Consider the following 19,974-nt stretch of genomic DNA (forward strand, 5'->3'; position numbering starts at 1 on the left):
AATCATGGGATGATTGGTTGTCCAATCTCGAACCAACAGGAAGGTGTTCCATGGCCCTCGGTCACCCCCGGCGCTCAGGCCTCTCCGATCAGGTGATCGCCGAGCTGCGGAACCAGATCACCTCCGGCGAATGGCCGGTGGGTTCGCGCATCCCGACCGAGCCCGAGCTGGTCGAGCAGCTGGGCGTGGCCCGCAACACGGTGCGCGAGGCCGTCCGGGCGCTCGCGCACAACGGGCTGCTCGACATCCGGCAGGGCTCGGGGACGTACGTCATCGCGACCAGCGAGCTGGCCGGCGTGATGCACCGGCGCTTCGCCGGCTCCGACCCCCGGCACGTCGCCGAGCTGCGGTCGACGCTGGAGTCCGCGGCGGCCCGGTTCGCCGCCGGGCGGCGCACCGAGCGGGACCTGAAGCAGCTCGACACCCTGCTCGAACGGCGCGAGCAGGCCTGGGAGTCCGGGGACGCGGAGCGGTTCGTGACGGCCGACTCGGCCTTCCACCACGCGGTGGTCGCCGCGTCGGGCAACGAGGTCCTGACGGAGCTCTACGCGGACCTGGGCGACCTGCTGCGGGACTGGCTGCGCGACGACGTCGGGCAGGAGCTGCGGCCGGAGAACCACATGGACCACGCGCGCCTGGTGGACGCGATCCGGGAGGGCGACGCCGAGCGGGCCGGTACGGAGGCGGCCGGCTACCCCTTCCTGTGCCTCAGGAGCCCGGAACCGGAGCCCGGTCCGCCGGCTGGTGCGTGACCCAGGCGGACCGGACCTCCTTCCAGCAGCGGCCGGTCAGCTTGGCGTAGTCGGCGGGGCCGACCTCCACGGGGGCGCTGTCGGTGTCGACGTCCCACCAGCGGTCGCACTCGACATGGAGGCGGACCTCGTCGGTGGCGGGGTACGGGTTCCGGCAGTAGGCGGTGACGCGGGAACCCTGGACGACGGTGCGGCAGGAGGCCTCGAAGGCCTCCGGCCCCTCGGCCACCGGGGCGGCGGGAGCGTCGTCGAGCGGGGCGGGCGGGGAGCGCATCTCGTCGGCGACGGCGATCCCGGTGAGCAGGACGGCGACGGAGGCGAAGGCGCCGAACCCCTGGCGTGTCGCGCGCATACCCGCACCTCCTCCCCGTCAGCGGCAGGAACATCACGCTTCGCACCAGTCTGGGGTGGTTCGCTCGACTTTTCGAGTCGTGCAGGGGTTGCACAACGGCGAGGGCCGTGTGTCGCCTCCAGGAGGCGGACACACGGCCCTCGGTGTCGTTCGCGTGCGGCCGTCAGGCGCCGATCGCGTGCAGGCCGCCGTCGACGTGGACGATCTCGCCCGTCGTCTTCGGGAACCAGTCGGAGAGCAGCGCCACGACGCCGCGGCCGGCCGGCTCGGGGTCGGCGAGGTTCCACTCCAGCGGGGAGCGGCTGTCCCAGACGGCCGCGAGCTCGCTGAAGCCCGGGATGGACTTGGCGGCCATCGAGCCGATCGGACCCGCCGAGATCAGGTTGCAGCGGATGTTCTGCTTGCCCAGGTCACGCGCCATGTAGCGGCTGGTGGCCTCCAGGGCGGCCTTGGCCGGGCCCATCCAGTCGTACTGCGGCCAGGCGTACTGCGCGTCGAAGGTGAGGCCGACGACGGAGCCGCCCTCGGTCATCAGCGGCAGCAGCGACGTCGTCAGCGACTTCAGCGAGAAGGCGGAGACGTGCATGGCCGTGGCGACCGACTCGAACGGCGTGTTCAGGAAGTTGCCGCCGAGCGCGTCCTGCGGGGCGAAGCCGATCGAGTGCACGATGCCGTCGAGGCGGTCGCCGAGCTGCTCGCGGACCTGGCCCTCCAGGCGCGCGAGGTGCTCGTCGTTGGAGACGTCGAGCTCCAGGACCTTCACGTTCTCGGGCTTGGGGAGCTTCTTGGCGATGCGCTCGGTCAGCGACGGACGCGGCCAGGCGGTGAGGATGATCTCCGCACCCTGCTCCTGGGCCAGCTTCGCGGTGTGGAAGGCGATGGAGGACTCCATCAGCACACCGGTGATCAGGATGCGCTTGCCCTCGAGAATTCCGCTCATGGTGATCAGTGACCCATGCCCAATCCGCCGTCAACCGGGATGACGGCTCCAGTGATGTACGAGGCGTCGTCGGAGGCGAGGAACCGCACCGCGGCGGCGATCTCCTCCGGCTGCGCGTAGCGGCCGAGCGGCACCTGGGACACGATGCCCGCACGCTGCTCGTCGGTGAGCACCGCGGTCATGTCGGTGTCGACGAAACCGGGGGCGACGACGTTGAAGGTGAGGTTGCGCGAGCCCAGCTCACGCGCGAGGGAGCGGGCGAAGCCGACCAGGCCGGCCTTGGAGGCGGCGTAGTTGGCCTGACCCGCGGAGCCCAGCAGGCCGACGACCGACGAGATCAGGACGACGCGGCCCTTCTTGGCGCGCAGCATCCCGCGGTTGGCCCGCTTCACGACCCGGAAGGTGCCGGTGAGGTTGGTGTCGAGGACGGACGTGAAGTCGTCCTCGGACATCCGCATGAGGAGCTGGTCCTTGGTCACGCCGGCGTTGGCCACGAGGACCTCGACCGGGCCGTGCCTCTCCTCGATCTCCTTGTAGGCCTGGTCGACCTGCTCGGAGTCGGTGATGTCGCACTTGACGGCCAGGAGACCGGCCTTCTCCAGCTCAGCGGGGTCGCCGGAGCGGTACGTGATCGCGACCTTGTCACCGGCCTCGACGAACGCGCGGGCGATGGCGAGGCCGATGCCCCGGTTTCCTCCGGTGACGAGAACCGAGCGGCTCAACGGATCACCCTTTCGATAGCGGTCTTAACACCGAAAACCTATCGGGCCGGTGCGCCGTACAGAGACTCGGGCCCCGACAGTGCGGTGGGGCCCACCCTGTCGGGTCCCTACAGATGGCCACGTCGGCAACGCGCGACACCGCGGGTTCGTGTCCGGGAAACGTGTGGCAGCCCACAAGGAAGGGCCCGCATGATTCACTGCGGACACCAATCGAGAAGGGGAGACTTCGTGGCCCATCAGGTCGATCAGACGTTTCTGGCGCTGCCGTTGCGGGCGCTCGCCGACGCGGCGCTCGCGCGCGCGCGGGCGCTGGGTGCCGAGCACGCGGACTTCCGCCTGGAGCGGGTGCGGAGCGCTTCGTGGCGACTGCGGGACGCCAAGCCGTCCGGATCGTCGGACACCACGGACCTCGGCTACGCGGTGCGGGTGGTGCACGGCGGGGCCTGGGGGTTCGCGTCCGGAGTGGACCTGACCATGGACGGGGCCGCGCGGGTGGCCTCGCAGGCGGTCGCCATGGCCAAGCTGTCGGCGAAGGTGATCGCGGCGGCGGGTTCGGACGAGCGCGTGGAGCTGGCCGAGGAGCCGGTGCACGAGGAGCGCACGTGGATCTCCTCGTACGAGATCGACCCGTTCTCCGTCCCCGCCGAGGAGAAGGGCGCGCTGCTCGCCGACTGGAGCGCGCGGCTGCTGCGGGCGGAGGGCGTGGCGCACGTGGACGCCTCGCTGCTCACCGTGCACGAGAACAAGTTCTACGCGGACACGGCCGGCACGGTCACCACGCAGCAGCGCGTGCGGCTGCACCCGCAGCTCACGGCGGTCGCCGTCGACGAGACGACCGGCGAGTTCGACTCGATGCGGACGATCGCGCCGCCGGTCGGCCGCGGCTGGGAGTACCTGACCGGGACCGGCTGGGACTGGGACAAGGAACTCGACGAGATCCCGGCGCTGCTCGCCGAGAAGATGCGGGCACCGAGCGTCGAGGCGGGCCGGTACGACCTGGTCGTCGACCCGTCGAACCTGTGGCTGACGATCCACGAGTCCATCGGGCACGCCACCGAGCTGGACCGGGCCCTCGGCTACGAGGCCGCGTACGCGGGCACCTCCTTCGCCACCTTCGACCAGCTGGGCAAGCTGGCGTACGGCTCCTCGATCATGAACGTGACGGGTGACCGGACCGCCGAGCACGGTCTCGCGACCATCGGGTACGACGACGAGGGCGTCGAGGCGCAGTCCTGGGACCTGGTGAAGGACGGCACGCTGGTCGGCTACCAGCTGGACCGGCGGATCGCGAAGCTGACGGGCCTCGGCCGGTCGAACGGCTGCGCCTTCGCGGACTCCCCCGCGCACGTGCCGGTGCAGCGGATGGCGAACGTCTCCCTCCAGCCGGACCCGGGCGGTCTGTCGACCGAGGACCTGATCGGCGGCGTGGAGCGCGGCATCTACGTGGTCGGCGACCGGTCCTGGTCGATCGACATGCAGCGCTACAACTTCCAGTTCACCGGCCAGCGCTTCTTCCGCATCGAGAACGGCCGGCTGGCCGGGCAGCTGCGGGACGTGGCCTACCAGGCGACCACCACCGACTTCTGGGGCTCGATGGAGCAGGTCGGCGGCCCGCAGACGTACGTACTCGGCGGCGCCTTCAACTGCGGCAAGGCCCAGCCGGGCCAGGTCGCCGCGGTCTCCCACGGCTGCCCCTCCGCCCTCTTCCGGGGCGTCAACATCCTCAACACGACGCAGGAGGCCGGTCGATGAGCGCGCGCCACCAGATTTGCCGGGGGTCCGGGGGGCGTCTCCCGGGTCAGCACAGCCTCAACACGACGCAGGAGGCCGGTCGATGAGCCGCGTCAGCAAGCCGTACGAGATCGTCGAGCGGGCGCTGGAGCTGTCCCGCGCGGACGGGTGTGTCGTGATCGCCGACGAGGAGTCGTCGGCGAACCTGCGGTGGGCGGGGAACGCGCTCACCACGAACGGCGTGACCCGGGGCCGTACGCTCACGGTGATCGCGACCGTCGACGGCGCGCAGGGCACGGCCTCCGGTGTGGTGTCCCGGTCGGCGGTGACCGTCGACGACCTGGAGCCGCTGGTGCGGGCCGCGGAGGCGGCCGCGCGGGCCGCGGGGCCCGCCGAGGACGCGCAGCCGCTGGTGGAGGGCGTGCCGGCGTCGCCGGACTTCACGGACGCGCCGTCGGAGACGTCCTCCGCGGTCTTCGCCGACTTCGCGCCCGCGCTCGGCGAGGCCTTCGCCCGGGCGAAGGCGGGCGGCCGTGAGCTGTACGGGTTCGCGAACCACGAGCTGACCTCCACCTACCTGGGCACGTCGACGGGGCTGCGGCTCCGTCACGACCAGCCCAACGGGACGCTGGAGCTGAACGCGAAGTCGCCGGACCGCTCGCGGTCCGCCTGGGCCGGCCGTTCGACGCGGGACTTCAAGGACGTCGACCCGGGCGCGCTCGACGCGGAGCTGGCGACGCGCCTGGGCTGGGCGGAGCGGCGGATCGAGCTGCCCGCCGGGCGGTACGAGACGCTGCTGCCGCCGACGGCCGTGGCCGACCTGATGATCTACCAGCTGTGGTCCTCCGCGGCCCGTGACGCGGTGGAGGGCCGTACGGTCTTCTCCAAGCCCGGCGGCGGCACCCGGCTGGGCGAGTCCCTCTCCCCGCTGCCGCTGACGCTGCGCAGCGACCCGAACGAGCCGGGTCTGGAGTCCGCGCCGTTCGTGATCGCGCACTCCTCGGGCGACGACTCCTCCGTCTTCGACAACGGCCTGCCGGTCGCGCCGGTCGACTGGATGAAGGCCGGCAGCCTGGCGCACCTGATCACCACCCGGCACACGGCGGGACTCACGGGGCTGCCCGTGGCGCCCGGCGCGGGGAACCTGATCCTGGACGGCGGTGGCGAGCGCTCCCTGGAGGAGATGGTCGCCTCGACCGAGCGGGGGCTGCTGCTGACCTGCCTGTGGTACATCCGCGAGGTCGACCCGGCGACGCTGCTGCTGACGGGCCTGACCCGGGACGGCGTCTACCTCGTCGAGAACGGCGAGGTGGTCGGCGAGGTGAACAACTTCCGGTTCAACGAGTCGCCGGTGGACCTGCTGTCGCGGGCGTCGGAGGCGGGCCGTACGGAGAAGACGCTGCCGCGCGAGTGGAGCGACTGGTTCACCCGGGCCGCGATGCCCGCCCTGCGGGTGCCGGACTTCAACATGAGCTCGGTCAGCAAGGGGGTCTGACCCGCCTAGACTGGGTCGTCGTACCACTGACAACTTTCTGAGGAGACGGACGATCGTGACGGACATCGTCGACGAGCTGAAGTGGCGCGGGCTCTTCGCCCAGTCCACCGATGAGGACGCACTGCGCAAGGCTCTCGCGGACGGTCCCGTCACGTTCTATTGCGGTTTCGACCCGACCGCGGCCAGTCTCCACGTCGGTCACCTGGTCCAGGTGCTCACCGTGCGCCGGCTCCAGCAGGCCGGGCACCGGCCGCTGGCGCTGGTCGGCGGGGCCACCGGCCAGATCGGCGACCCGCGCCCGACGGCCGAGCGCACCCTGAACGACCCCGAGACGGTCGCGAACTGGGTGAACCGGCTGCGTTCGCAGATCGAGCCGTTCCTCTCCTTCGAGGGGGACAACGCCGCGGTCATGGTGAACAACCTGGACTGGACCGCCGGCATGTCGGCGATCGAGTTCCTGCGGGACATCGGCAAGCACTTCCGGGTCAACAAGATGCTGACCAAGGACTCCGTCGCCCGGCGCCTGGAGTCCGAGCAGGGCATCAGCTACACGGAGTTCAGCTACCAGCTGCTCCAGGGCATGGACTTCCTGGAGCTGTACCGCCGCTACGGCTGCACGCTCCAGCAGGGCGGCTCGGACCAGTGGGGCAACCTGGTGGCCGGGCTCGACCTGATCCACCGCCTGGAACCGGGCGCGCAGGCGCACGCGCTGGCGACCCCGCTGATGGTCAAGGCGGACGGCACCAAGTTCGGCAAGACCGAGGGCGGGGCCGTCTGGCTGGACCCGGAGATGACCACGCCGTACGCGTTCTACCAGTTCTGGCTGAACGTGGACGACCGCGACATCTCGACGTACATGCGGATCCTGTCCTTCAAGTCCCGCGAGGAGCTGGAGGAGCTGGAGGCGCAGACCGCCGAGCGGCCGCAGGCGCGCGCGGCCCAGCGGGCGCTGGCCGAGGAGCTCACCACGCTGGTGCACGGTGCCGACCAGTGCGCGGCCGTCATCAACGCCTCCAAGGCGCTGTTCGGCCAGGGCGAGCTGACGGAGCTGGACGAGGCGACGCTGACCGCCGCCCTGTCCGAGCTGCCGCACGCGCGCGTGACCGAGCTGGGCCAGGTCGTGGACCTGTTCACCGAGGTCGGCCTCGCGCCGAGCAAGTCGGGCGCGCGCCGCACGGTGAAGGAGGGCGGGGCCTACGTGAACAACGTGAAGGTCACCGCCGAGGACGCCGAGGTGTCGGCGGAGGAGCTGCTGCACGGCCGCTGGCTGGTGCTGCGGCGCGGCAAGAAGAACCTGGCGGCGATCGAGTTCGCCGGCGCGGAGGGCTGACCCGCCCGCTCCGCGCCGGAGGCCCGGTGCGGCACACCGTTCGGTGTGCCGCACCGGGCCTCCTCGCGTTCGGCGCCGGGCCGGGGGTCTTCTCCGGCGGGTCGGACGGACTGCGGGGCAGGGCTAGGTGCGCTGCCGGCTGCCCTTCATCGAGGCCCACAGCATGTCGCCCACTCCCACCACGGCGACGGCGCCGATCAGCTGGAGCAGGTGGCGGGTCCAGTCGATGCCCTTGGTGTCGTTGACGCCGATCCAGGTCGCGACCGCGTTTCCGAGCACGCTTCCGAGAATGCCGAACACGGTCGTCAGCCAGAGCGGGATCTGCTGCTTCCCCGGCAGGATCGCCTTCGCGATCAGGCCGAGGACGAATCCCACGATGATCGCCCACAACCAACTCATCGTCGCCTCCTTGTACGCATGTGCGCCCAGTCTCGACCCGCCGGCCATACGGCGCATGTCGGACACCGCCATACGTGCCCCGGCCTCGTCGCCGCGGAGGAGCGGGCGTACGGTGGAAAGAGGTCCGGACCAGGGAGGGTCCGGCACGAGCGGTGGGTGGTGGACGGTGATGCCGAAGCATGGCGGGACCGAAGTCTTCCGCATCACGGGGGCCCGGCAGGGGCTCACCGACGACGTGCGGGGACGGCAGCGGCGGTACGTCATCTCGATGACGGTGCGGACGCTCTCCGTGATCGCGGCCGCGGTGCTGTGGAACGTCGAGCGGCACGTGGCCTTCGTGGCGCTGGCCCTGGGGATCCTGCTCCCCTATGTCGCCGTCGTCATCGCCAACGCGGGACGGGAGTCGGCTCCGTCCCTTCCCTCCACCTTCGTACCGACTCCGGCACGGCCCGCGCTCGGCGCGGCCGAGGCGGCGGACGACACGGACACGGACGAGCCGAACGGCCGGAAGTGATCACGGACAGTGGCCGGAAAGCTCAAGAAAAGCTCAGATCAATCATGAAGTTCCTGTGCACCACACCCCGTGTGCCGTGACATACTTCCTACGCGCTCCGCATCCCCCGTCGGAGCGACGGACCGATGCCGGGCAGCTCCCCCCGTGGCTGCTCGGCATCGCCCTTGCTGGACAATGATCAGGTGAGTGAAGAGAAGCCGATCTGTTCCGCCAAGGGCTGCCGCGCCGACGCCGTCTGGGTCCTCGCGTGGAACAACCCGAAGCTGCACACGCCCGAGCGGCGCAAGACCTGGCTCGCGTGCGAGGAGCACCGCGAGCACCTCTCCCAGTTCCTGGGCGTGCGGGGTTTCCTGAAGGACGTCGTCCCGCTCGCGGAGTGGGAGTCGGGCTCCGAGGACGAGTAGAACCCCCGAGAACCTGAGGACCCCCGGGTTTTCCGGGGGTCCTTCGGGTTTTGGGGGCTGCCGGGGTCAGCCGCCGATCGCCGACATCGGGCGGTCGGGCTGGAGGAAGCTCGGGTCGTCGAGACCGGAGCCGGCCTTCTTGCCCCACATCGCCTTCTTCCAGATCCCGGCGACCGCCTCGTCGGTGGCGTCCGAGCGGAGCGCGGCCCGCAGGTCCGTCTCCTCGGTGGCGAAGAGGCAGGTGCGGACCTGCCCGTCGGCGGTGAGGCGGGTGCGATCGCAGGCCCGGCAGAACGGACGGGTGACGGAGGCGATGACCCCGACCGTGTGCGGTCCGCCGTCGACGACCCAGCGCTCCGCGGGGGCCGAACCGCGCTCGTCGGCGCCCTCGGCGGTGAGCGTGAAGCGGGTGCGCAGGGACTCCAGGATGTCACCGGCCGTGATCATGCCGTCGCGCTTCCAGCCGTGCTGGGCGTCGAGCGGCATCTGCTCGATGAAGCGGAGCTCGTACCCCTCGTCGATCGCCCAGGCGAGGAGGTCGGGTGCCTCGTCGGCGTTGAGCCCGGGCATCAGGACGGCGTTGACCTTGACCGGGGTGAGACCGGCGTCCCGGGCGGCGGCCATGCCGTCGAGGACGTCCTGGTGGCGGTCACGGCGGGTGAGGGTCTTGAAGACGTCGGGGCGCAGGGTGTCGAGGGAGACGTTCACCCGGTCGAGCCCGGCGGCCTTGAGGGCGGTCGCGGTGCGCTTGAGCCCGATGCCGTTGGTGGTGAGGGACATCCGGGGGCGCGGTGCGAGGGCGGCGCAGCGCTCGACGATGCCGACGAGGCCGGGGCGGAGCAGCGGTTCGCCGCCGGTGAAGCGGACCTCGGTGACGCCGAGGTCGGTGACCGCGATCCGAATCAGCCGCACGATCTCGTCGTCGGTGAGCAGGTCCGGCTTGGCCAGCCACTGGAGGCCCTCTTCGGGCATGCAGTAGGTGCAGCGCAGATTGCAGCGGTCGGTGAGCGAGACGCGCAGGTCGGTGGCCACCCTGCCGTAGGTGTCGATGAGCACTGTGGGCCCCCTCCCCGTCGTGTGGATGCGTGTGTTCCGAGCCTACGTGAGCCCACGGCCGACGAGCAGGGTCGATTCTCACGAGGACCGGGACGGCCGCGTCGTAGAACTCTACGACGCGGCCGTCCGGCGGTCGCCGACCGTATACGGTCCGGTGCCCCGCGGTCAGTGCTTGACCGCGGCGGCGACCCCCACTCCGGTGAGCGACTTGACCTCGAGCTCGGCGTACTTGCCCGGGTCCGGCTCCTCCTTGGACAGGAGCGAGCCGAGCCAGCCGAGGAGGAAGCCGAGCGGGATCGACACGAGGCCGGGGTTCTCCAGGGGGAACCAGTGGAAGTCCACGCCCTTGAACATCGAGGCCGGGCCGCCGGAGACGACGGGCGAGAAGAGGACGAGGACGACGGAGGAGATCAGTCCGCCGTAGATCGACCACAGCGCGCCCTGGGTGGTGAACCGCTTCCAGAAGAGCGAGTAGAGGATCGTCGGCAGGTTGGCCGAGGCGGCGACCGCGAAGGCGAGGGCGACCAGGCCGGCGACGTTGAGGTCGCGGGCGAGGGCTCCGAGGGCGATCGACACGATGCCGATGAGGACGGTGGACCAGCGGGCGGCCCTCATCTCCTCGCGCTCGGTGGCCTTCCCCCGCTTGATCACGTTCGCGTAGATGTCGTGCGCGAAGGACGAGGACGACGCCAGGGTCAGGCCGGCGACGACGGCGAGGATGGTGGCGAAGGCGACGGCGGAGATGACGGCGAGGAGGATCGCGCCGCCGGTGGAGCCGGCGCCGCCGCCGACTTCGAGGGCGGTGAGCGGGGCCGCCGTGTTGCCCGCCTTGTTGGACGCCTTGATGGCGTCGCCGCTGAGCAGGGCGGCGGCACCGAAGCCGAGGACGATCGTCATCAGGTAGAAGGCGCCGATGATGCCGATGGCCCAGTTGACCGACTTACGGGCGGCCTTGGCGGTCGGCACCGTGTAGAAGCGGATCAGGATGTGCGGCAGGCCGGCGGTGCCGAGGACGAGGGCGATGCCGAGGGAGATGAAGTCGAGCTTCGAGACGGCGGTGGTGCCGTACTTGAGGCCGGGCTCCAGGAAGGCGTCGCCCTTGCCGCTGTGGGTGGCGGCCGCGCCGAGCAGCTGCGAGAGGTTGAAGTCGAACTTCAGGAGGATGAGGAAGGTGATGAGGAGGGTGCCCGCGATGAGCAGGACGGCCTTCACCATCTGCACCCAGGTGGTGCCCTTCATGCCGCCGATGGTCACGTAGACGATCATCAGGACGCCGACGAGGGCGACGATCGCGACCTTGCCGCCGTCGCTGGTGATGCCGAGCAGCAGCGAGACGAGCACGCCCGCGCCCGCCATCTGCGCGAGCAGGTAGAAGATCGAGACGACGATGGTGGAGGTGCCGGCGGCGGTGCGGACGGGCCGCTGGCGCATCCGGTAGGCGAGGACGTCGCCCATGGTGAAGCGGCCGGAGTTGCGCAGCGGTTCGGCGACCAGGAGCAGGGCGACGAGCCAGGCGACGAGGAAGCCGATCGAGTAGAGGAAGCCGTCGTATCCGTAGAGGGCGATGGCGCCGCTGATGCCGAGGAAGGACGCGGCGGACATGTAGTCGCCGGAGATGGCGAGGCCGTTCTGGAAGCCGGTGAACTGGCCGCCGCCGGCGTAGAAGTCGGCGGCGCTGCGGGTCTGCCGCCCCGCCCAGACGGTGATGAACAGGGTGGCGACGACGAAGGCCCCGAAGAGGGCGATGATCAGCGGCCGGTGCTCGCTGGTGGCGTTGCCCGCGGCGAGCAGGACGGGGGTGCTCATGCGTCGCCCTCCATACGGTGTCGGATGGCCTCTGCCTGGGGGTCGAGGCGGTTCGCCGCGTGCCGCGAGTAGAGCCAGGCGATGAGGAAGGTGGTGAGGAACTGGCCGAGGCCGAGGACGAGCGCCACGTTGATGTTGCCGAAGAGCTTGGTCCCCATGAAGTCGCCGGCGTAGTTGGAGAGCAGGACGTACAGCAGGTACCAGGCGATGAAGGCGAGGGTGAGGGGGAAGGCGAACGAACGGTACGTACGGCGCAGTTCGCCGAATTCCTCGCCTTTCTGCACCTCGACGAACTGCTCCGTCGTGGGCGACGCGGGACCGTGGTCGGTCTCCGTCCCGTTCCTGGGCGGCGGCGGTGCTTCGGTAGCCACGGAATCTCCTCGTGACGCGGGGGCGGACGGCATGGTCAAGGGGGCCTCACCGGGGGGTGCGAGAGCGGGGCTCCGAGCGGAGCCACTCCCCTGACCAACGGCACGGAGCCGGAAGCGAAGCGGTTCACACGGGGGGAATTCCTTGAACAGATCTTCATGAAGTCTTCTCGACTCATTGAACGTTCGGGAAGATCAGCGATAGCTTCACTCGTCATGCACCTGCCCGCGCGCAAACCCGCGCGCGGGCAGTACATACGGATGATGTGGAGAACCCATGGCTCATCTGGGATCGAGGCGCGGCCGAGCACTCGCTCTGCCGGTTGGTCTCGCGCTCACGGCCTCGCTCGGCTTCCTTGCCCCCGGCGCCGCCTCCGCCGCGGAACTGAGTGGTGCCTCGGCCACCGTCGCGACGAACGGCCCGAAGCTGTCGTACGTCGTCAACATCGAGGGTGGCCGCTGGACGGCCGCCTCGGTGAAGAAGGCGATCGCCGCCGCGGGCGGCGAGGTGGTCATCTCGTACGACCAGATAGGCGTGATAGTCGTCCACTCGCAGAACCCCGAGTTCGCGAAGACGATCCGTCAGGCGCGCGGCGTGGTGTCGGCCGGTTCGACCCGTACCGCCCCGCTCACCGTCCAGTCCGACGACGCCGTCGACGAGGGCACGCAGACGCTGTCCGCGGCCGAGGCCAAGGCCGCCGCCGCCGGCGCCACGGACGAGCAGGACCCGCTGGAGCCCCTGCAGTGGGACCTCCCGGCGATCAAGGCCGACAAGGCCCACCAGAGGACGCTCGGCAGCAAGCGCGTCACCGTCGGCGTCATCGACACGGGTGTCGACGACACCCACCCGGACCTGGCGCCGAACTTCGACGCCGGCGCGTCCGCCAACTGCGTGACCGGCAAGCCGGACACGACCGCCGGATCGTGGCGCCCCAACCCGGGCGAGAGCGACCACGGCACGCACGTCGCCGGCACGATCGCCGCCGCCAAGAACGGCGTCGGCATCACCGGTGTCGCCCCGGGCGTCAAGGTCTCCGGCATCAAGGTGTCCACCCCGGACGGCTTCTTCTACACCGAGGCCGTGGTCTGCGGCTTCGTGTGGGCGGCCGAGCACGGCGTCGACGTCACGAACAACAGCTACTACACCGACCCGTGGATGTTCGCCTGCAAGAACGACGAGGACCAGAAGGCCCTCATCGAGGCGGTCACCCGCGCGAGCCGGTACGCGGAGAAGAAGGGCGCGGTCAATGTGGCCGCGGCCGGCAACTCCAAGTTCGACCTGGCCGCCGACTCGATCCTCGACAACAGCAGCCCGAACGACACCACGCCGGGCGACCGGGTCATCGACCCGAAGGAGTGCTTCGACTACCCGGGCATGCTGCCGGGCGTCGTGACGGTCTCCGCGACCGGCGCCAAGGGCCTCAAGGCGTCCTACTCCAACTACGGTCTCGGCGTGATCGACATCGCCGCCCCCGGCGGTGACCGCACCGAGTACCAGACCCCGGACGCCCCGGCGGTCAACGGCCGCATCCTGTCGACCACGGTCAACGGCGGCTACAACTACAAGGCCGGCACCTCGATGGCCGCGCCGCACGTGGCGGGCGTCCTGGCGCTCCTGAAGTCGACGCACCCCCACGCGAGCCCGGCGGCCCTCAAGGCGCTGCTCTACGCGCAGGCCGACGACCGCGCCTGCACCAACCCGTACGACATCGAGGGCGACGGCAAGATCGACGCCGTCTGCGAGGGCGGCAAGAACAAGAACGGCTTCTACGGAGCCGGTCTGCTCGACGCGCTGGACGCCGTCCGCCGCTGAGGCCGGGCAGGTCCTGATCGCGGAGGTCAGGTGACGGAGAGCCCCGGTGTGGTGTGCCACACCGGGGCTCTTCGCGTGGCACCGGGTGCCATAGTGCCGTCATGGACAACACAGTGCGTTCCGGTACGGAGTTGCTGTGGTCGGCCCTGGGCGGCGATCCCGCCCTCGTCGACCGGGTGGAGTACGGCGGGGTCTCCGGGCTGCTGCCCGCGCGGCTGCCCGTGATGGACCTGGCCCGGGCCTCGGTCGCCGTCTGCTCGCTCGCCGCCGTGGAGCACGCGGGCCTTCCGGGGCCGGTGCGGGTGGACGACGGGGCCGTCGCCACCGCCTTCGTGAGCGAGCGGCATCTACGGATCGACGGGCGGGCACCGGTGAGCTTCGCGCCCCTGTCGCGGTTCTGGCGTGCGGCCGACGGATGGGTCCGTACGCACGCCAACTACCCTCACCACAAAGCGGCGTTGCTCACCGCGCTGAACGCGGCCGATTCGGTCGAGGCCGTCGCGGCGGCGATCGGCGAGCGCAAGGCCCACGAGGTCGAGACGGCGGTGTACGCGGCCGGGGGCCTGGCCGTCGCCCTGCGGACGCCCGGCGAGTGGGCCGCGAGCGAGCAGGGCCGGGAGGTGGCGGCACGGCCCTTGCTGACCCGGGAGCGGCTCGACGACGCCCCGCCCCGGCGCCGTACGGGGCCGCTGCGGGTCCTCGATCTGACGCGGGTCATCGCCGGGCCCGTCGCCACCCGGACCCTGGCGCTGCTCGGCGCGGACGTGCTGCGGATCGATCCGCCCGGCAACCCCGAACTGCCGGACCAGCACGCGGACACGGACGTCGGCAAGCGGACGGCCGCGCTCGATCTGGACCGGCCCTCGGACCGGCGGACCCTCGACGAACTCCTCGACGCCGCCGACGTGTTGGTCACCGGCTACCGGCCGGGCGCGCTCGACCGCTTCGACCTCGACCGGCCCGGCCTGGTGACCGCCCGCCTCTCCGCCTGGGGCGACTACGGGCCGTGGGCCGGGCGGCGCGGCTTCGACTCCCTGGTGCAGGTGGCGACGGGGATCGCCGCGGTGGAGGGGTCGGCGGAGGAGCCGGGGGCGCTGCCGGCGCAGGCGCTGGACCACGGGACGGGGTATCTGCTGACAGCCGCGGTGTTGCGGTCGTTGACCGAGCAGCGGGAGGAGGGCGGCGGACGTCTCGTACGCCTCGCGCTGGCACAGACCGGGCACTGGCTGACGGCCTCGCTGCCGCGGTACGAGGCGGAGCCGTACCTGGCCGAGTCCGAGGGGCCGCTGGGGCGCCTGCGGTACGCCTCGTCGCCCGTGTCCTACGAGGGCGGGCCCGCGGGGTGGTCCCGGCCGCCGGGGCTCGCGGGGGCGGATGCGCCGGAGTGGCTCGGGGCCTGACGGGGCCGTACGGGCGGAACGGGCCGGGGCGGGCACCCGGCAGGGCGTGTGCCCGCCCCGGCTCGTTCCGCCCCGCGGAGCGATTGCCCACCCGTGGGAGGGGGACGGAGTGGCCACGCGGGGGCGCTTGTGGAGCGTCCCCCCGCGTGGTTCGGGTGGCCGTTACGGCTTGATGAGGACCTTGAGGGCGGAGCGGTCGTCCATGGACTTGTAGCCGTGGGGGACGCCGTCGAGGTCGACGGTGAGGTCGAAGACCGGGGAGGGGTCGATGGCGCCGGAGAGGATGTCGGGGAGGAGCTCGGGGATGTAGGCGCGGACGGGTGCGACACCGCCGCGCAGGGCGATGTTGCGGTCGAACATGTCGTCGAGGTCGAGGCCGGTGCCGCTGCCGTGGGGGACGCCGACGTAGCCGACGGAGCCGCCGTCGCGGGTGATGGCGACGGCGGTGCGCATGGACTGCTCGGTGCCGACGGCCTCGATGACGCCGTGGGCGCCCTGGCCGCGGGTGAGCTCGCGCACGGCGGCCTGGGCGGCCTCGCCGCGCTCGGCGACGACGTCGGTGGCGCCGAAGAGGCGGGCGATGTCGGTGCGGGCGGTGTGCCGGCCGAGGGCGATGATCCGCTCGGCGCCGAGGCGCTTGGCCGCGAGGACGCCGCAGAGTCCGACGGCGCCGTCGCCGACGACCGCGACGGTGGAGCCGGGCTTCACGCCGGCGCCGAGGGCGGCGTGGTGGCCGGTGCCCATGACGTCGGAGAGGGCGAGCAGCGCGGTGAGGAGCCGGTCGTCGGAGGCGGCCTCGGCGGGCAGCTTGACGAGGGTGCCGTCGGCGACGGGGACGCGGACGGCCTCGCCCTGGCCGCCGTCGGAGCCGGCGGAGCCCCAGAAGCCGCCGCGCGGGCAGGAGGTCTGGAGGCCCTCGGCACAGTAGGCGCAGGTGCCGTCGGACCAGACGAAGGGGGCGACGACGAGGTCGCCGGGGACGAAGCCGGTGACCTCGGAGCCGGCCGCCTCGACGATGCCGAGGAACTCGTGGCCGATCCGCTGGCCGGGCTGCCGGGCGGACTCGCCGCGGTAGGCCCACAGGTCGCTGCCGCAGATGCAGGCGCGCAGGACGCGCAGGACGACGTCCGTGGGCTCCTGGATCACCGGATCGGGTACGTCCTCCACGCGCATGTCGAACGGGGCGTGGATGGTGGTGGCGCGCATGGGTGGCGCTCCTCGCTGTCAGACGGTTGTACGACGTTCACCGTATATCGCGTGGAGTGCTCCCGCCGCCAGCAGGTACTGCGCCGCGATGTAGGTCAGCATCACCCAGAAGTCGGGCGCGGGCAGCTGGGGCCAGGCGGCGACGCCGGTGGCGATGAGGGTGTCGGACAGCAGGAACAGGGCGCCGCCGAGGCCGGCCAGGAGTCCCAGGGCGCTCGCGCGGTAGGCCATCGCGGTGAGCAGCAGCGAGTAGCCGGCGACGGGGATCCGCAGGTCGGCGGGGAGGTCGGGCCAGAGGAGGACGACGGTGCCGGCGAGGGCCGCCGCGTACAGGGCGCCGAGCGCCGGGGACGTGCGCCCGCGGCCGAAGAGGACCAGGTAGCACACGTGTCCGGCGGCGAAGGAGCCCATGCCGGCCAAAAACGCCCGGTCGGCGTCGGAGAGCAGGAACACGTCGCCTCCCCATCCGAAGAGGAGTGCGGCGGTGAGCGGCTTCGGGGCGCCGAGGGTGAGGGCGTACGCGGCGAGCAGCGGCATCAGGAGCGGCTTGGCGATCCGGTGGCCGAGCTCGGCGCCGGCGAGCAGTGAGCCCAGGTCGACGGCGGCCGCGAGCGCGAAGGCGACGAGCAGCGCGCGGGAGACGGCGGTCGGGGCGGGGCGCGCGGCGGCGGGTGCGGCTGCGCCGGGTGCGGCGGCCGGGGTGGTGCTCACGCGGCGGCCTCCGGTGCGGTCGCCTTCCCGGTGACGGGGCCGGTTCCGCCGGTGTCGGCGGGCTGCCAGCCGGGGCCGCGGAAGACGCGGCCGGCGCGCTCGCGCCAGTCGTGGGCGGCGCGGAGGTCGCGGGCGATGGCGGCGTACTCGTGGGTGGCGACGCGCAGCGGGTTGTAGGTCTCGATGTTCTTGGTGAGGCCGTAGACGGGCCGGTCGGTCTCGCCGGCCCAGGACCCGAACATCCGGTCCCAGACGATGAGGACGCCGCCGAAGTCACGGTCCAGGTAGCCGCCCTGGGAGGCGTGGTGGACGCGGTGGTGCGAGGGGGTGTTGAGGACGTACTCGAACGGCCGGGGGAGCTTCCCGATGCGCTCGGTGTGGATCCAGAACTGGTAGACGAGGTTGACCGAGGAGCAGAAGGCGACGGCCGCGGGGTGGACGCCGAGGACGATCATCGGCAGGTAGAACGGCCAGCCCGTCACGCCGGTCCACGGCTGGCGCAGGGCGGTGCTGAGGTTGAACCTGCGGCTGCTGTGGTGGACGACGTGGCAGGCCCAGAGGATCCGGATGACGTGGTGGCCTCGGTGCTGCCAGTAGTAGAGGAAGTCCTGGGCGAGCAGCATGAGCGGGATCGTCCACCACAGGACGGGGACGCGGAGCGGGGTCAGCTCGTGGACGGCGGTGTAGATCGCGACCACGGGGATCTTCCACAGCGCGTCGAAGGCGAGGCTCCCGAGCCCCATGCCGATGCTGGTGGCGGCGTCCTTGGTCTCGTAGCCGGCGGCGTCCTCGTCGGGGCGGAGGCGGTGGCCGACCATCTCCAGGACGGTGAGCAGGACGAACGCCGGTATGGACCAGAGCACGACATCGGGCAGGTTCGGCATGCCGTCGACGGTAGGGGCGGCGGGCGGACGCGACTAGACGTGATTGCTCACAAGTAAGTGAGACGACTTGTCAGCAAGCTTTGGCACCTTCCGACAACACCACTGGCCCGCCCCTACACTCCGGCCGCCCCGAGCAGGGAGCCCGCCCCGTAGGTGACCGCCATCGCCAGCGCCCCGCCGCCCGCGTTGCGGAGGACGGCCGGGGCCGCGGGGGCGCTGCCGAGGCGGGCGCTCCACCAGCCGGTGAGGGTGAGGGCGGCGAGGACGGAGAGGACGGTGACCCAGAGGCGGGCGGAGGCGGGCGGGAGGACGATCGCGAGGAGCGGGAGCAGGGCGCCGACGGTGAAGGCGAGGAAGCTGGCTCCGGCGGCGTGCCAGGGGTTGGTGAGGGCGTCGGGGTCGATGCCCAGCTCCACGCGCGCGTGGGCGCGCAGGGCGTCGCGCTCGGTGAGCTGTTCGGCGGCCTCCCTGGCCACGTCCGGGGAGAGGCCGCGGGAGGCGAGGAGGCCGGTCAGTTCGCGGAGCTCGGCCTCCGGCTGTTCGCGCAGTTCGCGCTTCTCCTGGGCGAGCGCCGCCTTCTCGGAGTCGCGCTGGGTGGAGACCGAGACGTACTCCCCCGCCGCCATCGACATCGAACCGGCGAGCAGCCCGGAGAGGCCGGCCGTGAGCAGGGCGGCCCGGGACTCGGTGGCGCCGGCGACGCCGACGACGAGGCCGGCGGTGGAGACGACTCCGTCGTTGGCCCCGAGCACGGCGGCACGGAGCCAGTTGAGACGGGAGCCGAGACCTCCGCCGTGGGCCTCGTCGTGTGCGGCGTCCGGTGCGGGGGGTGACATCACGTCAGGAGGGTCGCACCCGGCGGGTTACCAGACGCGGACCGACCCGCCAGGGGCGAACGCCGGGCTCGTGGCGCCCTCGGGCACCTCCTTCAGCGGCTCGGCGATCTCCTCGACGGTCGGCCCGTGGACGGCGGCGAGCCGGTCGAGGAGGGCGAGGTCGAAGCCGTAGACGCGGGCCGCGTTGCCGCCGACCATGGCGGCGACCTCGTCCCTCGGCACGCCCGCGTAGGCGATCCGGAGCCCTTCGCGGGAGTACGGGGTGGTGCCCTCGTCGTGCGGGTAGTCGCTGCCCCACATGATCTTGTCGAGGCCGATCCGCTCGCGCAGCGGCACCTCGTGCGGGCGCATGAAGCTGGCGCCGACGTAGCAGTTGTCCCGCCACACCTCGCTGGGGCCCTTGCCCATGGACGCGGCGAGTCCGGCGCCGAACCGGGACTCCGCCGTCGTCGCCCGCGTCGCCGCCGCGACGAGCCGGGCGTGGTAGTAGTCCAGCATGTCCATGACCCCGGGGATCCAGCCGGAGCCCTGCTCCGTCAGGACGAGCCTGAGGTCCGGGTGGCGGCGGAACGCGCCGCCGAAGACGAGGTGCCACAGGGCCCGGTGGGAGAACCACGTGGTCTCCACCATGAAGACGGCGCGGGCCGCGGGTTCGTCGCCGAGCGGCGGCGACGCCGAGCCTCCGTGGTGGTTGACCGGGACGTCGAGCTCGGCGCAGACCGCCCAGATCGGGTCGTACGTCTCCGAGTAGAGCTCGGGCACGCCGGACCCCGGTGGGGCGCCGGGCAGCAGGATGCCGCCGGTCAGGCCCGCCTCCTTCGCGCGGCGGATCTCCCGTACCGCCTCGTCCACGTCGTTGAGCAGGATCTGCGCCACGCCCGCGCGGCGGCCCGGCGCGTCCGCGCAGAAGTCGGCCAGCCAGCGGTTGTGGGCGCGCAGGCCGGCCCAGCGGAGCTCGTACTCCTCGCGGGTCGGCGGCGGGGCCATGAGGGAGGCGGAGGGGAAGAACGGCGGGACGGTGTTGGGGAAGACGACCTCGGCGACGATCCCGTCCGCCTCCAGTTCGGCGAGCCGGCGCCGCGAGTTCCAGTTGCGGTCGGCGGTGTCGGCGAGGAGGTCCTCGTAGGGGTTGACGTAGTCGGCCGCCCACGCGTCGAACGCCTCGTGGTGCCTGCGCTCCAGGTAGGGCCGGTAGTCGAGGAGGTCGGCGCCCGCGTGGCAGTCGGCGGAGACGACGGTGTACCTGTCCATCGGT

Annotated in this window: 20 protein-coding genes; 8 read left to right on the plus strand and 12 right to left on the minus strand. The window is 71.7% G+C overall.

The window, feature by feature from the left end; all coding sequences use genetic code 11:
* Nucleotides 1-50 precede the first annotated feature (50 nt).
* On the plus strand, nt 51-752 hold the full coding sequence (locus AC067A_RS34900; RefSeq protein ID WP_479247284.1) for a FadR/GntR family transcriptional regulator: 702 nt from the start codon (nt 51-53) through the stop codon (nt 750-752).
* Here AC067A_RS34900 and AC067A_RS34905 read toward each other — a convergent pair.
* The 3 genes from AC067A_RS34905 to fabG form a co-directional block, all read right to left on the minus strand.
* Nucleotides 709-1,104, minus strand: coding sequence for a hypothetical protein (locus tag AC067A_RS34905; RefSeq protein ID WP_479247286.1), 396 nt, complete (start codon nt 1,102-1,104; stop codon nt 709-711). The two genes, AC067A_RS34900 and AC067A_RS34905, sit on opposite strands and share 44 nt — an antisense overlap.
* A gap of 163 nt (nt 1,105-1,267) precedes the next feature.
* Nucleotides 1,268-2,044, minus strand: coding sequence for an enoyl-ACP reductase FabI (gene fabI / locus AC067A_RS34910; RefSeq protein WP_479247288.1), 777 nt, complete (start codon nt 2,042-2,044; stop codon nt 1,268-1,270).
* Nucleotides 2,045-2,049: 5 nt separating this feature from the next.
* Nucleotides 2,050-2,766, minus strand: coding sequence for a 3-oxoacyl-[acyl-carrier-protein] reductase (gene fabG / locus AC067A_RS34915; protein ID WP_479247290.1), 717 nt, complete (start codon nt 2,764-2,766; stop codon nt 2,050-2,052).
* 228 nt (nt 2,767-2,994) lie between these two features.
* On the opposite strand from fabG, the gene AC067A_RS34920 reads away from it, so the two are divergent.
* The 3 genes from AC067A_RS34920 (at nt 2,995) to tyrS (ending at nt 7,322) form a co-directional block, all read left to right on the plus strand.
* The gene (locus AC067A_RS34920) at nt 2,995-4,518 is read left to right on the plus strand and encodes a TldD/PmbA family protein (protein ID WP_479247292.1); all 1,524 of its coding nucleotides are present in this window, start codon (nt 2,995-2,997) and stop codon (nt 4,516-4,518) included.
* Between the two features lie 82 nt (nt 4,519-4,600).
* On the plus strand, nt 4,601-5,992 hold the full coding sequence (locus tag AC067A_RS34925; RefSeq protein WP_479247294.1) for a metallopeptidase TldD-related protein: 1,392 nt from the start codon (nt 4,601-4,603) through the stop codon (nt 5,990-5,992).
* 55 nt (nt 5,993-6,047) lie between these two features.
* Nucleotides 6,048-7,322, plus strand: a complete 1,275-nt coding sequence (tyrS, locus tag AC067A_RS34930; protein ID WP_479247296.1) for a tyrosine--tRNA ligase — start codon at nt 6,048-6,050, stop codon at nt 7,320-7,322.
* A 123-nt stretch (nt 7,323-7,445) separates the two neighbouring features.
* On the opposite strand, the gene AC067A_RS34935 is transcribed toward tyrS, so the two are convergent.
* Nucleotides 7,446-7,721: a GlsB/YeaQ/YmgE family stress response membrane protein gene (locus AC067A_RS34935; protein WP_479247297.1), complete on the minus strand. Its 276-nt coding sequence runs from the start codon at nt 7,719-7,721 to the stop codon at nt 7,446-7,448.
* A gap of 169 nt (nt 7,722-7,890) precedes the next feature.
* Between AC067A_RS34935 and AC067A_RS34940 the strand changes: the two genes are divergently transcribed.
* Together AC067A_RS34940 and AC067A_RS34945 are read left to right on the plus strand one after the other, a co-directional pair.
* On the plus strand, nt 7,891-8,235 hold the full coding sequence (locus tag AC067A_RS34940) for a DUF3099 domain-containing protein (protein ID WP_479247299.1): 345 nt from the start codon (nt 7,891-7,893) through the stop codon (nt 8,233-8,235).
* Between the two features lie 182 nt (nt 8,236-8,417).
* Nucleotides 8,418-8,639 carry a hypothetical protein gene (locus AC067A_RS34945; protein WP_479247301.1) on the plus strand — a complete coding sequence of 74 codons (222 nt, stop codon included), beginning with the start codon at nt 8,418-8,420 and terminating at the stop codon, nt 8,637-8,639.
* Nucleotides 8,640-8,705: 66 nt separating this feature from the next.
* Here AC067A_RS34945 and moaA read toward each other — a convergent pair whose 3' ends face one another.
* The 3 genes from moaA to AC067A_RS34960 form a co-directional block, all read right to left on the minus strand.
* Entirely contained in the window at nt 8,706-9,695 is a 990-nt protein-coding gene (gene moaA, locus AC067A_RS34950) for a GTP 3',8-cyclase MoaA (RefSeq protein ID WP_479247302.1), read from the minus strand.
* Between the two features lie 165 nt (nt 9,696-9,860).
* Nucleotides 9,861-11,501 (minus strand): solute symporter family protein, encoded by a 1,641-nt coding sequence (locus tag AC067A_RS34955; protein ID WP_479247304.1) that lies wholly within the window; start codon nt 11,499-11,501, stop codon nt 9,861-9,863.
* Nucleotides 11,498-11,872, minus strand: coding sequence for a DUF485 domain-containing protein (locus AC067A_RS34960; protein WP_479247306.1), 375 nt, complete (start codon nt 11,870-11,872; stop codon nt 11,498-11,500). Before AC067A_RS34960 ends, AC067A_RS34955 begins: the two co-directional genes overlap by 4 nt.
* A gap of 274 nt (nt 11,873-12,146) precedes the next feature.
* Between AC067A_RS34960 and AC067A_RS34965 the strand changes: the two genes are divergently transcribed.
* A complete protein-coding gene (locus tag AC067A_RS34965) occupies nt 12,147-13,682 on the plus strand; it encodes a S8 family peptidase (protein WP_479247308.1) in 1,536 nt (511 codons plus the stop codon).
* Between the two features lie 101 nt (nt 13,683-13,783).
* On the plus strand, nt 13,784-15,082 hold the full coding sequence (locus AC067A_RS34970) for a CoA transferase (RefSeq protein WP_479247310.1): 1,299 nt from the start codon (nt 13,784-13,786) through the stop codon (nt 15,080-15,082).
* A gap of 162 nt (nt 15,083-15,244) precedes the next feature.
* Here the strand turns inward: AC067A_RS34970 and AC067A_RS34975 are convergent, their stop codons facing one another.
* From AC067A_RS34975 to AC067A_RS34995, 5 genes are all read right to left on the minus strand, one after another.
* Complete coding sequence (locus AC067A_RS34975; RefSeq protein ID WP_479247312.1) at nt 15,245-16,288, minus strand: zinc-dependent alcohol dehydrogenase family protein; 1,044 nt, start codon at nt 16,286-16,288, stop codon at nt 15,245-15,247.
* 18 nt (nt 16,289-16,306) lie between these two features.
* Nucleotides 16,307-16,999 carry a lysoplasmalogenase gene (locus AC067A_RS34980; protein WP_479247314.1) on the minus strand — a complete coding sequence of 231 codons (693 nt, stop codon included), beginning with the start codon at nt 16,997-16,999 and terminating at the stop codon, nt 16,307-16,309.
* Nucleotides 16,996-17,883 carry a sterol desaturase family protein gene (locus AC067A_RS34985; RefSeq protein ID WP_479247316.1) on the minus strand — a complete coding sequence of 296 codons (888 nt, stop codon included), beginning with the start codon at nt 17,881-17,883 and terminating at the stop codon, nt 16,996-16,998. Before AC067A_RS34985 ends, AC067A_RS34980 begins: the two co-directional genes overlap by 4 nt.
* Before the next feature lie 113 nt (nt 17,884-17,996).
* Nucleotides 17,997-18,719, minus strand: a complete 723-nt coding sequence (locus AC067A_RS34990; protein ID WP_479247356.1) for a VIT1/CCC1 transporter family protein — start codon at nt 18,717-18,719, stop codon at nt 17,997-17,999.
* Nucleotides 18,720-18,746: 27 nt separating this feature from the next.
* The gene (locus tag AC067A_RS34995; RefSeq protein ID WP_479247318.1) at nt 18,747-19,970 is read right to left on the minus strand and encodes an amidohydrolase family protein; all 1,224 of its coding nucleotides are present in this window, start codon (nt 19,968-19,970) and stop codon (nt 18,747-18,749) included.
* Nucleotides 19,971-19,974: the final 4 nt, after the last annotated feature.

This window comes from Streptomyces sp. NPDC043176, from assembly GCF_056436715.1.